General features: G+C 63.5%; 13 protein-coding genes. 6 read left to right on the forward strand and 7 right to left on the reverse strand.

Annotation, left to right across the window (positions count from 1 at the left end; translation table 11 throughout):
* Nucleotides 1-44 precede the first annotated feature (44 nt).
* The 5 genes from lexA to XH80_RS26515 form a co-directional block, all read right to left on the reverse strand.
* A complete protein-coding gene (lexA, locus tag XH80_RS26495) occupies nucleotides 45-746 on the reverse strand; it encodes a transcriptional repressor LexA (protein WP_057756726.1) in 702 nt (233 codons plus the stop codon).
* A gap of 175 nt (nucleotides 747-921) precedes the next feature.
* A complete protein-coding gene (locus XH80_RS26500) occupies nucleotides 922-2,133 on the reverse strand; it encodes a molybdopterin molybdotransferase MoeA (RefSeq protein ID WP_271601110.1) in 1,212 nt (403 codons plus the stop codon).
* A gap of 171 nt (nucleotides 2,134-2,304) precedes the next feature.
* Nucleotides 2,305-2,520 (reverse strand): hypothetical protein, encoded by a 216-nt coding sequence (locus XH80_RS26505; protein WP_271601111.1) that lies wholly within the window; start codon nucleotides 2,518-2,520, stop codon nucleotides 2,305-2,307.
* A 141-nt stretch (nucleotides 2,521-2,661) separates the two neighbouring features.
* Nucleotides 2,662-3,285 carry an HAD family hydrolase gene (locus XH80_RS26510; RefSeq protein WP_271601112.1) on the reverse strand — a complete coding sequence of 208 codons (624 nt, stop codon included), beginning with the start codon at nucleotides 3,283-3,285 and terminating at the stop codon, nucleotides 2,662-2,664.
* A 14-nt stretch (nucleotides 3,286-3,299) separates the two neighbouring features.
* A complete protein-coding gene (locus XH80_RS26515) occupies nucleotides 3,300-4,427 on the reverse strand; it encodes an alpha-hydroxy acid oxidase (RefSeq protein WP_271601113.1) in 1,128 nt (375 codons plus the stop codon).
* 309 nt (nucleotides 4,428-4,736) lie between these two features.
* Here XH80_RS26515 and XH80_RS26520 point away from each other — a divergent pair, with 309 nt between their 5' ends.
* A complete protein-coding gene (locus XH80_RS26520) occupies nucleotides 4,737-6,074 on the forward strand; it encodes a S41 family peptidase (protein ID WP_271601114.1) in 1,338 nt (445 codons plus the stop codon).
* A 231-nt stretch (nucleotides 6,075-6,305) separates the two neighbouring features.
* On the opposite strand, the gene XH80_RS26525 is transcribed toward XH80_RS26520, so the two are convergent.
* Entirely contained in the window at nucleotides 6,306-6,560 is a 255-nt protein-coding gene (locus XH80_RS26525) for a hypothetical protein (RefSeq protein WP_271601115.1), read from the reverse strand.
* Nucleotides 6,561-7,054: 494 nt separating this feature from the next.
* Between XH80_RS26525 and XH80_RS26530 the strand changes: the two genes are divergently transcribed.
* The 5 genes from XH80_RS26530 (at nucleotide 7,055) to XH80_RS26550 (ending at nucleotide 12,601) form a co-directional block, all read left to right on the forward strand.
* Nucleotides 7,055-8,287 (forward strand): OpgC domain-containing protein, encoded by a 1,233-nt coding sequence (locus XH80_RS26530; RefSeq protein ID WP_271601116.1) that lies wholly within the window; start codon nucleotides 7,055-7,057, stop codon nucleotides 8,285-8,287.
* Between the two features lie 128 nt (nucleotides 8,288-8,415).
* Entirely contained in the window at nucleotides 8,416-9,126 is a 711-nt protein-coding gene (locus XH80_RS26535) for a Spy/CpxP family protein refolding chaperone (protein WP_271601117.1), read from the forward strand.
* Between the two features lie 22 nt (nucleotides 9,127-9,148).
* Nucleotides 9,149-11,119: a 2Fe-2S iron-sulfur cluster-binding protein gene (locus XH80_RS26540; protein WP_271601118.1), complete on the forward strand. Its 1,971-nt coding sequence runs from the start codon at nucleotides 9,149-9,151 to the stop codon at nucleotides 11,117-11,119.
* 4 nt (nucleotides 11,120-11,123) lie between these two features.
* Nucleotides 11,124-11,828 carry an iron reductase gene (locus XH80_RS26545; RefSeq protein ID WP_271601119.1) on the forward strand — a complete coding sequence of 235 codons (705 nt, stop codon included), beginning with the start codon at nucleotides 11,124-11,126 and terminating at the stop codon, nucleotides 11,826-11,828.
* Between the two features lie 23 nt (nucleotides 11,829-11,851).
* Nucleotides 11,852-12,601, forward strand: coding sequence for a cytochrome c3 family protein (locus tag XH80_RS26550; protein ID WP_271601120.1), 750 nt, complete (start codon nucleotides 11,852-11,854; stop codon nucleotides 12,599-12,601).
* Between the two features lie 376 nt (nucleotides 12,602-12,977).
* Here XH80_RS26550 and XH80_RS26555 read toward each other — a convergent pair whose 3' ends face one another.
* Entirely contained in the window at nucleotides 12,978-13,217 is a 240-nt protein-coding gene (locus XH80_RS26555) for a hypothetical protein (RefSeq protein ID WP_271601121.1), read from the reverse strand.
* Nucleotides 13,218-13,329 lie beyond the last annotated feature (112 nt).

A 13,329-nucleotide genomic window follows, 5' to 3' on the forward strand; every position in this document is an offset into this window, starting at 1 on the left:
CCGATCTTGAGGGCGTGCTTGCCAGGTGGCGACGTGCGCCGCGTTCAGTATTTGCGGTACAGCCCGATCAGCTTGCCCTGGATCTTGACCCGGTTGGGCGGCAGGATCCGGACCTCGTAGGCGGCGTTTGCCGGCTCGAGCGCGATCGAGGCGCCGCGGCGGCGGAAACGCTTGAGCGTGGCTTCCTCGTCGTCGATCAGGGCCACCACGATATCGCCGGTGTCGCAGCTCTCGTTGCGCTGGATCAGCGCCATGTCGCCATCGAGAATGCCGGCATCGACCATGGAATCACCGCGGACTTCGAGCGCGTAGTGCTCGCCCGCGCCGAGCATGTCGGGCGGGACGCTGATGGTGTGGCTGCGCGTCTGCAAGGCCTCGATCGGCGTACCGGCCGCGATCCGGCCCATCACGGGAACTGCGACAGGGCGTTCGCCCTCATCGACGGGCGGGCTCGACATCGTGCGCACCTTGCCGAGATTGCCCTCGATGACGCTCGGCGTGAAGCCGCGACGGCTGCCGGCAGCCGCCTGGAGTTCAGGCAGCTTGATCACTTCGATGGCGCGGGCCCGGTTGGGCAGGCGGCGGATGAAGCCGCGCTCCTCGAGCGCAGTGATCAGGCGATGGATGCCCGACTTGGAGCGCAGGTCGAGCGCATCCTTCATCTCGTCGAAGGAGGGCGGCACGCCGCTTTCCTTCAATCGCTCGCTGATGAACCGCAGGAGCTCGTATTGTTTGCGCGTTAACATCTCGACCAAAATCCCCCTGACGATGTCGCTCGATTCCCAGACGCTGAATTCAGCAGTAAGCCGCTACATGCTCGAAACAAAGCATGAACGGACACTATATGTTCGATACATGTTCCACAACTGCTTAATTTACCGTGAACGCGACAAAGTTCGCGGGACGGTTGCGTCGGCGCGCTCACTCCGGCAGTCGCAACACCTCGCAAGGCGTGCCGGAAGCGGCCTTCGGTGCGAACGGCGCGCGCACGAGAAGTGCCTGTGCCGCAGCGAGATTCGCCAACAGTGAGGAATCCTGGTGGTTGACGGGAAGAGCGACGAGCGTGCCGTCGTCCCGCGTCTCCAGACGCGCACGCAGATAATCCTCGCGCTGGTCATTGGCCCCGAGGTCGCGACCGAGCACGGCGCGTTCGCGGCGATGATGAATCATTGAGCGGCCCGACAGCGCGCGAATCAGCGGCACCAGAAACAGGAAGCCGCAGACGTAGGATGACACGGGATTGCCGGGCAGGCCGATGACGCGCATCGGCCCGAGCTGCCCGTTCATCATCGGCTTGCCCGGCCGCATCGCGATCTTCCAGAACGCCATCGAGATACCTTCGTGCCGAAGCGCCTGCTGCACCAGATCGTGGTCACCGACAGACGCTCCGCCGGTCGTGATCAGGATGTCGGCGCCGGATTCGCGGGCGCGGCGGATGCCCGAGGTGGTGGCGGCAAGCGTGTCGGCGGCGACGCCGAGATCGATGGTGTCGGCACCCTCGCTGCGGGCGAGGGCGTGCAGGGCGTAGCCATTGGAATAGACGATCTGGCCGGGGCCGGGTGTCGAGCCCGGCATCACAAGCTCGTCGCCGGTTGCGAGAATCGCGACCTTAGGACGGCGATGAACGCTCAGCTGCGGATGGTTCATGCCCGCGGCGAGCGCAAGGTCCCGATCGGTCAGCCGTGCGCCCTTGCGCAGGAGCACGTCGCCCTCGCGGAAGTCGATCCCGGCCGGGCGAATGTGCCGCCCGGTGACGGCGGCTTCCTTGATCGTGATGCGCTTGCCGTCCGCGATGGTGTCCTCCTGGATCACGACCGCATCGGCGCCGGCGGGAACGACGCCGCCGGTGAAGATCCGGACAGCTTCGCCGGCACCGACCGTTCCTGCAAATGGGCGGCCGGCTGCAACCTCGCCGACCACCGTGAGCTGCGCATCAACCTTCGCAGCATCAGCCGCGCGAACGGCATAACCATCCATCGCTGACATCGCCTCGGGCGGCTGCGTCCGGCGCGCCGCGACGTCCCGCGCGAGCACGCGATGGAAGGCCTGATCCAGAGCGATCATTTCCTCAGCCAAAGGCTCCGCACCGGCGAGCACGGCGGCAAGCGCATCGGAAACCGGCATCAGGGCCACGGCGAACTCCCGCAACGAGATCAAGGACTCGGTCGGGCAAGGTTCTAGCCGAGCGGGAGGGCCGACGCAAAAAGGGCTATACTGCTGCGAAGCTTACGCTTCGGGCACTAGGGCTCATGTCCAGCATGATCCGGGCAGACCGGTCCGACGGGGGCAGAACTGTGGGCAGCGTCACGACCGCGTTATGGGATTTCCCCTTGCCGCGTTTTCCACTTCAGCGACGTCGGGCGCCTTGGGGCCCTGATCCCGGTCGGGCATCGGATCTGCCTGAGATTTCAGATCGGCCGCTTTGCTCATCAGCTTGGCAGAAAGCTCGGCGTCCGAAGTGGTCTTGGCGAATTTGACCAGCAGGGAGGCCTGCTTGGTGAGGTATGTTTTGCCCAACACGCGATATGTCCGTCCATGGAAGTCCCAGCGGACTCAAGAGTCCGGAAGGGGGCATTCCGTTCCCGGAACTCCGTACAAAAATGCACAAAGAGCTTTGGTTCCTCGTTTTCGGGCGAAATTGTTCCGGAAATTGCCGCCCGATCAGATCCCCAGCGCCTTCAGCGCGACGCCGACGTCGTGGTGTGAGGTCACATGGACCGCGGTGAGGCCGCGGGCGCGCGCGCCTTCGATGTTCTCGGCGAGGTCATCGAAGAACACGATCCGGCTCGCCGGTACGCCCATCGCGGCCACGACGTGGTCGAACGCTTCCGCATCCGGTTTGCGCAGGCCGATGCTGGAGGACAGGTACAACTCGCGGAAATGGCCGAGCAGGTCGGCATATTCTCTGGAAAAATAGTCGACGTGCGGGCGGTTGGTGTTGGAGAAGGCGTAGACCGGCATCTGCTTTGCCGCGCGCGACAGCAGCTCGGCGATGCCAGGCATCTCGCCCGCGAAAATCGCGTTCCACCCCTCGAGGAACTGGACATTCGAAATGGAGATTCCGAGCGAGGAGCGCAGCGAGGCAAAATAGTCTTCATCGCTGATCTTGCCGACCTCGTGCAGGCGGTAGGCCTCGTCGCGCACATAGCGGGCGACGATGGCTTCGGGCTCGCAGCCGGCATGTCCCGCCCAGCAGGCGATCGCCTTGGAGAAATCGATGTCGAGCACGACGCGCCCGAGATCGAACAGAAGCGCATCTGCGCTGCCGGGAGAGAGCGAGGTCATTGCATCCTTTCGGGTCAGTATCGGTAGGGCTCGTGGTCGAATAGCGGGAACGCGCTGAACACGCTCGGTACATTGGTTGCGGTGGCCGGGTGCAGGCAGGACTTGTCGACCTCGGCGAAGGAGGTGGCACCGAGCAGGCCGAGGCAGCGCAGCACCTCGTCCTCCAGCAGTTCCAGCATCCGCGTTACGCCGGTCTCGCCGGCTGCGGCCAGCGCCCAGCATTGCAGCCGGCCGATGCCGACGAGGTCGGCGCCCGCCGCGATCGCCTTGACGATGTCCGTGCCGCGGCAGAAGCCGCCATCGACCATGATCTTGGCGCGGCCTTTCACGGCGTCGACGATCTCGGGCAGCACATGCATGGCGCCGCGGCCGTGATCGAGCTGGCGGCCGCCATGGTTGGAGACGTAGATCCATTCGACGCCGTGATCGAGCGCGATCAGGGCATCCTCGGCGGTGGCGATGCCCTTGAGGATCAGGGGGATCTTGAATTTGTCCTTGATCATCTTCACGGTCCGCCACTCCAGCCCCTTCTGGTAGTCGCCGCCGGTGGCGCGCAGACGGCTCTCGCGAACATAGCGCTTGGCGATGTCGCGTTCGCGACGGCTGTAATGGGCGGTGTCGACGGTCAGGCAGAAGGCGGCATAATTGGCCTTCTGCGCCCGGCTGACGACGTCCGCGACGAACGCGTCATCGCCACGGACGTAGAGCTGGTACAGGCGCAGCGCATCGGGCGCGGCCTCGGCGGTCTTTTCCAGACCGGGCTCGGACACGGAGCTGAGCATGTGCGATGCGCCGAAAGTACCGGCGGCGCGCGCGACGCTGGCTGCGCCAAGGGGATCGAAGATCTCCAGCGCGCCGACGGGGGCGAGCACCACAGGCAGTCGCATCTTGCGGCCGAACTGCTCGACCGAGCCGCTGACCTTGCGCACGTCGCGCAGCACGCGGGGGCGGAACGCGATCTCGTCCAGCGCCATGCGGTTGCGGCGCATCGTGGTCTCTGTCTCGGCCGCGCCGACGATGTAGTCCCAGGCGTTCTGGTTGAGATTGGAACGCGCCTTCCGGATGAATTCGTGCAGGTTCTGGAACGGCTCGTTGCTGGCGCCGAGTTCGACGTTCCGTTCCGGCCGGAGTGCTTCGTTCATTGTTATCCTCCCGAGAATTTGAAGCAATTGTGCCATCGCCTATCCCGTCCAGCGCTCCAAGACCATCCTAAAATGGCATAGCTGCGAGGCGCCGTCCGGTCGACTGATTCCCGCTGGAAACGGGGCCGATCTTGCGAACGTTGCCAAATGTTTAGGCTTAGGCGAAGGGATTTTTACCGCGTACCCGCCGGCGTGGCAGGCCGGCCTTGAAGAAACCAGAATGATATTGTGAGAACCGGGCTGGATCGCCACTTGCATGGCGGCTGCCCAGCCTCAATAGAACCGCTCAGCGAAAAGGCCACCCATTCCATGCGGAAAACCCTGCTCTTCCCCCTGGGCGCGCTCACCGGAGCGTGCCTGACCCTCCTCGTATCAGGTCCGCAGGGCGGACTATGGGCGGCTCGGGCGGCGGCAGGCGCGGATGATGCATATTCCCAGCTCAACCTGTTCGGGGAAGTTTTCGAGCGGGTGAAGGCGAGCTACGTCGAGAAACCCGACAATGCCAAGCTGATCGAAGGCGCCATCACGGGCATGGTGACCTCGCTCGATCCGCATTCCCGCTACATGAACGACAAGGCCTGGACCGAGATGCAGGAGACCACCTCCGGCGAGTTCGGCGGCCTCGGCATCGAGGTCACGATGGAAGAGGGCCTGGTCAAGGTCGTTTCCCCGATCGACGATACGCCGGCGTCCAAGGCCGGCATCATGTCCGGCGACCTCATCAGCAAGATCGACGGCGAAAACGTGCAGGGCATGACGCTCGAGCAGGCCGTCAACAAGATGAAGGGGCCGGTCGACACCAAGACCAAGCTGACCATCGTGCGCAAGGGCGCCGATGCTCCGCTCGATGTCGCGATCACGCGCGAGATCATCCATGTCCGCCCGGTCCGCTTCCACGTGGAGAACGGGGACATCGGCTACATCCGCGTCACCTCGTTCAACGAGCAGACCACCGACGGCCTGAAGAAGGCGATCGCCTCGATCTCCAAGGACGTCCCGCAAGACAAGCTCATTGGCTATGTGATGGATCTGCGCAACAACCCAGGCGGCCTGCTCGACCAGGCCGTGTCGGTATCGAGCGCGTTCCTGCAGCGCGGCGAGGTCGTCTCGACCCGCGGACGCAATCCGGAAGAAACCCAGCGCTTCACTGCGCATGGCGGCGACCTCACCAAGGGCAAGCCGCTCGTTATTCTGGTCAATGGCGGCTCGGCTTCGGCGTCGGAAATCGTGGCGGGCGCGCTGCATGATCACAAGCGTGCTACGATCATCGGCACGCGCTCGTTCGGCAAGGGCTCGGTGCAGACCATCATTCCGCTCGGCACCGGCAATGGCGCGCTGGCATTGACCACGGCGCGCTACTACACGCCGTCGGGCCGCTCGATCCAGGCTCAGGGCATCGCGCCCGATATCGAGATCCTCCAGGACGTCCCGGCCGAGCTGAAGGGCCGCGTCGACACCATCGCCGAATCGCAGATGCGCGGCCATCTGCAGGCCGCCGACGGCACCGAGCAGACGGGCTCGCAGTCCTATGTCCCGCCGGAAGAGAAGGACGACAAGGCGCTGCACGCGGCCTATGACTTCCTGCACGGCGTCACGGTGAATGCGGCTGCCGCGAAACCGGCGCCGAAGACGACGGTGCCGAACTAGAGCGAGAAGCCGACGGATACAGCGCCCGGGTGCGGATGAACCGCTCCCGGGCGAATTCGTCTTGGGCGCTGTCGTCAAGTCCGGGCAACTCAACGTCTCGGCCGCAGGCTTGACCAGTGTCGCTGCGTCGGGCTTCCGCCGTAGCGACAACGAGGACACACTGTTTCCCCGTTGCGTTGCCTGGGAGATGTGATCCCGCGTCTTGCGCGCGGCGGGATCACCGTCCGATCGTCATTGCTCCTTCTTCGGGCCCATGTGATGCGGGACCTCGGTCTTTGGTCCGCCGCCGTAATGATGGCTGCCGCCAGACCCGGTGGTCGGTCCGCCATCGCTGTCCTTCTTGCCCATGTGGTGCAGGACCTCGGTCTTCGGCCCGCCCGTGTAGTGGTGGCCGTTCTTCTCATCGGTGGTGCTCGTCTGCGCCACGGCGGGCAGCGCGACGAACGACATGATCGCTGCAGCAGCGATCAGCTTGCGGTGGCTCATTCTGGTTTCTCCTGTTTGATCTTGTCGAGTTGGTGTCATCAAGTCCCGATGGCTTGACTGAGAGGCAACCAAACCCGGAGTGAGAACGTCGAAGTTGAGCAAGATCAATCGTCGGCGTGCACGCTTGCGAGCGCCGACGCGTGGATCGTCGAATTGCGGCGGGCGACGCAAAGCATCGATCTTCTTACAGAAAAAATTTTGCATCGATTGCGTGAATTCGATGGCTTCTTGTCATGCCGTCGACTACCTGCGGCGCCGTCGAGAGACTTCGCCCGAGGATGACGCCGTCGATCGAAATCACTCGAGGACGACAGACGCTTCAATTGATTACATGCCTGCGCGACAAAAAGATTTGGCCGGCGCGTCGTTCGAGTTTGATGTCTGTCAAAGGAGCATCAACGACGCGACCTAGCGTGCCGGCGCGAATGAGCGGCGGAAGCATCGCGGTTGCGATTGCGATCCGCAGCACATCGCACGGAAATGGGAAGACACCGTTGATTGACGATACGATCCAGGTGCCCGGTCGGCCCTTGCGAGTTGCGTTTCTCTTGCATCGTCGGCTCTGGGAGACGATCACGATCAGATCCGTGCTGGCCAGGCCCCGACGCGACGTTCGGCTGGATTTGTTTCGCGGCCTGGCAAACTGGCTGATCTTCCTGGGACACGTTCCGGATTCGGCGCTCGTCTGGCTTACGACACGGAATTACGGCTTCAGCGATGGCGCCGATCTGTTCGTGCTGATCTCCGGCTACACGGCGACGTTCGTGTTCGGGTCGATGATGATGGAGCGTGGCTTCGTTATCGGAGCAACCCGGCTGCTGCGGCGGGTATGGCAGCTCTATGTCGCCCACCTGCTGCTGTTCTTCGTCTATCTCACCGCCGTGCACTATCTCGCGCACAGCTTCGATGACCTTCACCTGATGGATCAGTTCAACGTCGCGCCGTTGATGACCTTTCCCGTCGAAACGCTGTCCCAGGGGCTGATCCTCAAGTTCAAGCCGCTCAATCTCGACGTCCTGCCGCCCTATATCGTTTTGATGGCAGCGTTTCCGGCCGTGCTCTGGCTCATGCTGCGATGGCGCAACGCGGTGATGATCGGTTCGCTGGGCCTCTATCTGGCCGCCCGCCATTACGGCTGGAATTTGCCGTCCTATCCGGCGGGAGTCTGGTATTTCAATCCGTTCGCCTGGCAGCTGCTCTTCGTATTCGGCGCCTGGCTCGCATTGGGAGGCGCCGCGGCAAGCCGGTGGCTATTGTCGTCCCGCACGCTGCTCGTCGCGAGCTGCGGCTTCCTGCTCTTTGCGTTTGCGATGACGCTGGCCGAACGAATCCCCTCGCTGCGGGATTACGTTCCGGAAGGGCTCACCGCCATCTTCATTCCGAACGACAAGACCAATCTTGGCCCGTATCGCGTGATCCATCTGGCGAGCCTCGTGCTCATCGTCGTCTCGCTCGTTCCAAGCGATTGGCCCGGCCTGAAGTCGCCCTTCCTCCAACCGCTGATCCGATGCGGCCAGCAATCGCTGTCCGTGTTCTGCGTTGGCCTCTTCCTGTCGTTCGTCGCGCATTTCGTGATCGAGACCGGGGCGGAGGGAATATGGGCCCAGCTCGTGGTCGGCGCTGCAGGGCTCTGGGTCATGACGATCGTCGCCTACTACCGGACGTGGTCGAAGGATGTCGACAGAAGCCGTTCGTCCGGTGAGGAGGGGGCGAATGATAACCGCTGAAAGTCTGCACGCACCAACGCGTAAGAGCCGCGGGCACTTCGCGTCTATATGGCCTGACCCGCACATCGCTGCCTCACCGCCGACCTCGGCGGGCAGATAACCAGCCGAATCAAACCTGGAGAATGACCATGAATCGTCCGAGAAATCTTGTCGTGAGCGCCGCCGCCTTGGCTGTCTTCGTGCTGGGGCCGATTGGGCCGTCGTCCGCAATCGCCACAGCTGATCTGAACCGGATCGCGATGATGGATGACGACAAGATGTCAAAGACTCCCGACCCGTCGCTATCCGGCAGCAACACCAATATGGGCCAACCGGCAGGCCAGCCGCAGAACATGGGTGGCGGCCGGATGAACGACGACAAGATGAAGATGCCGCCACAGGGCCAGATGCGGGACTGTCAGGGCGCTGGCTGCGAGGACAAATCCAGCACGATGCCGATGATGCCGATGATGGAAAAGATGATGCGCGGCCAGATGAGTTCGTCCGGCAGCGGCAGTGCAATCAGTGGCCCGGCTGACGTGACCGAGCGGCTCGAAGGGCGGATCGCATTTCTGAAGGCGGAGCTGCAGATCAGCGACGGGCAGGCTGCCGACTGGAATAACGTTGCAGATGCCTTGCGTGCGAGCCGGCGGCATTTGCTGGAAGCGCGCAAGATGCTCGCAATGGACGAGGGGCTTGGTAGCGCCGACCGTCTGGAGCACTACGAGCGGCACTTGTCCGAGCGTCTGGAGGCAATCAAATCGGCGCGTCTGGCCTTCACGCGTCTCTATGCGTCGTTGAACCAAAGCCAGAAACAGACCGCAGACACGATCCTGCTGCCCCTGATCGCGTCATTCTGAACACTGCGGCGAGGGCAGGATCATGTTCGGTGGGCCGCTTCGATGTCGATCCGGCGTGGCTGCGCTCGTCGTCCTGACGAGCCAGCTCGTCGGGAATGCCGTGCTCGCCTCGGACCTGGCAGGGCAGTTCTTTCAGCGCAAGGAGCTGGCGCAGGCAGAGAGCGATCACGCGGCGCATCATCCAGCACCGTCCGGCGGCGCCGGCGATGGCGCGCCGCCGGACGGTTCAGCAGGCTTGAGCGGTCGCGATGCTGTCCGCGTTCCGACCGGCAGGGCCGCCTCCGGGATGATGGGCGGAATGGACGACATGATGGGGCGGCCGCGCAAGGAGTTTTATCCGGCGTTGATGGACATGCCGGCGCTGTCGGCCGAGCAACGCAGTCATCTGGAGGCTCAGGTGCGCGAGCGGATCGGCGCGGAGGCCGATCGCCTGGCGGGAGCCGGAACGGACCTGCGGCATGCCATCGCCGGGGGCGATCTCGTTGCCGCCGATCAGGCGTCGCGGCGGCTTCGCGTGTCCCTTAACGCGGTCCAGAGTGGCGTGATCGTTCTGCGATCACTTCAGGAGGGCAAGCCACCGCAGCAGGTCGCGCAGGCCTGGTTCAAGTCGCAGATGAATCTCCTGCCTGAGCGAAGCGCCATGGATGCCGATGATGGGGCCGCGAGGGTCTCCTGGTTTCACGTCTCGACCATGGCGCTGCTGGTGCTGTTCTCGCTCGCGATGCTGGCCATCTATGTCGCGCGCATGCGCCGGGCGAATGCGCTGGTGGAGCGGCTGACTCGCGCAGCAGTCGCTCCGGCTGCTGCCGCAGCACCCCCCGCGGCCGCGACATCAGTTAGTCAGCCGGGCAGGGCTGAACCGACACCTTCTCAGGGGAGGGATCGCGATCCTCCGCGGGTCGAAGCGAACCGCTCCTTGAAAGGCAAGCTGAGGATCTGTGCGATCTTTCAGGAGACGCCGAACGTCAAGACCTTCCGTCTGCAAGCGCCGGGCGGCGGCGCGATCCCATTTGCATTCCTGCCCGGGCAGTTCCTGACCTACGCCATCGAGATCGACGGAAAGACCATCAGGCGCTCCTATACGATCGCGTCGTCCGCTGCCCAGACTGCCTACGTCGAGACCACGATCAAGCGCGAAGATGGCGGGCTTCTTTCCGACTACATGCATGACCACGTGAAGGAGGGTGACCTCCTTGAGGTCGCAGGCCCTTCCGGCGCCTTTACATTCACGGGCACGGAAGCCGACAGCGTTGTCCTGATCGGAGGCGGTGTCGGCATCACGCCTCTGATGGCGGCGATCCGGTATCTCTCTGACATCGCGTGGCCGGGCCAGATCTATCTCGTCTATGGCGCGCAGACGACCGAGCAGTTCATCTTCCGGGACGAGCTCGAACATCTCCAGCGCAGGATGAACAATTTGCACGTTGCGGCCACCATGGTGCGGGCCGCCGGCACGTCATGGATGGGAAACGAAGGGCAGATCACAGCTGCTTTCCTGACGCAGGCCGTGCCCGATCTGGTCAAACGGCGTGTTCACCTGTGTGGTCCGCCCGGAATGATGGACGCGCTCAGGAAGACGCTGATCGGACTCGGCCTGCCACGCGAGCAGATCAAGACGGAGGCTTTTGGGCCCGCCCGCGGAGCCGTTCCGCCCCCCGGCAAGGCCGTCGTCGAAGCGCCGACGCCGGAAGGTGAGGCGCGTCATCAATTGGCCGCGGCGATCGGGCCCGCGACGGCCACCATTCGTTTTGCGAGATCGGACAAGGTGGCGGCGCTGCCCCCCGACAAGAGTGTCCTTGAAGTGGCCGAGAGCGCCGGCGTGTCGATTGATTATTCGTGCAGGGCCGGGGTCTGTGGTGTCTGCAAGACGCACCTGCTGCAAGGTAACGTCACGATGGAGGTCCAGGACGCCTTGACCGCCGATGACAAGGCGAACGGCCTCATCCTGGCCTGCCAGGCGAAATCGGTCGGAGATCTGGTCGTCGAGGCCTGACAAGATGAACCGGAGAGAGCGTCTGATCGCGGATATCGTTCTGGCGGCCCTGTTGCTGTTGGTGCCGGCTTTCCTGCTTCACTCTGACGGCAGGTTCGCTGGAAGCCTCGCGGGCTTTGTCCTCGGGGCCGGTGCGGCCGTGCTGATGGTTCTCCTTCTTGTCTATCCGATGACGAAATACAGCCTGGGTCTGAAGACGCTGGTCACGCGATGCGTGTCGATGCCAACGCTCCTGGCATTTCACGCCTATGCCGGAATCGTCGCGGCGTTCTTCGCGCTTCTGCATACCGGACACAAATTCCAGAGCCCGCTTGGGATCGCCCTGGTGACCAGCATGCTGATCGTCGTCGTCACCGGATTTGTCGGGCGCTACTACCTGCCGCAAACGGCAACGGAGCTTCGCCGGCAGCAGTCGGATCTGGCGACCTTGAGGTCGGCTTATGAGCACACTGCTGCGGCTCTGTCGTCGCCCGATCGGATGGCGCATGAGGAGGCCGCCATGCCTGCGCCGGCGCTTCGAAACGTGCCGTTGCTGCAGCTCGTCGATAGCATTTCCGACTTCGAAGCAGCGATCGGATCGAGCGAAACGGTCAAGAAGATCTTCATGCCGTGGATCGGGCTGCACGTCGTGGCCGCGATCGTGATGTATGCGCTGCTCGCGGTGCATGTGGCAGCCGAGGTCTATTACGGGCTGCGGTGGCTGGCGTGACGATCAGGGGCGCGCTCTACGTCGTGGTCGCGACGCTGGCCCTCGCAAGCGCGGCCGTCACGTCGATTGCTCTGTATCGGGGCAGCTCCGAAGTCGTCCCGGGCTGGAAAAGGTTCGTGATGCCCGGGCCGCTCTCGGGGAAGCACGCATTTCTGTCCGACAGATGCGAGAGCTGCCACACGCCGACCAAGGGCGTTGATGCTGCGGCCTGCATCGCCTGTCATGCGCCGTCTGCGGGCGATCTCGGCAAGCAGTCGACGGCGTTTCATGCTGCGGCGGCCGGTCAATGTTCCGGCTGCCATCGTGAGCACATTGGCGGGCCGCGGCCGATCAGGATGGATCACGCTTCACTGCTGCAAGTTGCGATGCCTCCCGCTGGCGGGAACTTGTTTGACAGGACGGCCGATCGATTGGCGGAGGACTTGAAGGAGTTTCTCGGCCTGCCAAAGTCCGAGAGGCGGGAAAAGGCAGAGCTCGATTGCGCCAACTGCCACAGCAACCGGCAACCGCACCGCGAGCTGTTTGGACGGCAATGCTCGAATTGCCATGGTCTCGCGTTTTGGACAATCGTCGGTTTCCTGCATCCTTCGCCAACGTCGAAGGACTGCGCCCAATGTCATCAGGCGCCGCCGAGCCACTACATGGGTCACTTCGCGATGATGGATCGGGTGATCGCCGGACAGGAGCATGCATCGGTCGATCAATGCTTTCTGTGTCACCGGACCGACTCGTTCAACGACATCAAAGGTGTCGGCTGGATGAAGCATCACTGACCGGGGGCGTGCGACGCAGATGGGTGCCCTATATTACGGGAGCGGACGAAAAAATCAGGGCGTTCGTTTTCGCACGGTATCCGGCGGCCGCGCCGGACCCCAAATTCCCGCACGTGCAATTCGTCTATCGCAGCTCTCGCATTGTCTAATCTGTGTGTGCCGTTTTCTATTGGCCGTCACTGCAACCGGGGCTATATGTTTCCCGGTCGTGATAGCAGGTGCGGAGATGATTGGCTTGCGAAAGCCAAGGCGAAGATGGTGGGGATGGCTTGTCGCCGTCGCTTACCTGTTCGCATCGATGACGCCGTCTCTTGCGATTTCGATCCCCCTCGACTCAATGATGCAGTATGAGTACCAGGCCGATCAGCCTGCGGATTCACACGGGCATGACGACGCGGTCGGATCGGCGGTTCATTCGCATGACGTTGCGATGGCCGGGGATTGTGATGACGACCAGGATCGACCCTGCGACCGGCATGCGAGCTGCTGCGGCTCGGTCCTCTGCTTCACCGCCGTGTCGCCTCAGGCGCCCGGGATTGGGGAGTTCGTCGTGCCGCGCTCGCGTTGCGAAGCCCAGCCTGACGTGATCGGCGACGAAGGCACGTTCCGTCGCCACTATCGGCCTCCCATCACCTGAAATAGCTCCCGGCCACCAGGCTGACTCGCTCCAGGTTGGAGCGCGGGCCGACACATCGGCAATGGGCGCGATGCCCAGGCGGATGACGGCG

It is taken from the genome of Bradyrhizobium sp. CCBAU 45384 (genome assembly GCF_028128665.1).
Classification (GTDB): Bacteria; Pseudomonadota; Alphaproteobacteria; order Rhizobiales; family Xanthobacteraceae; genus Bradyrhizobium; species Bradyrhizobium manausense.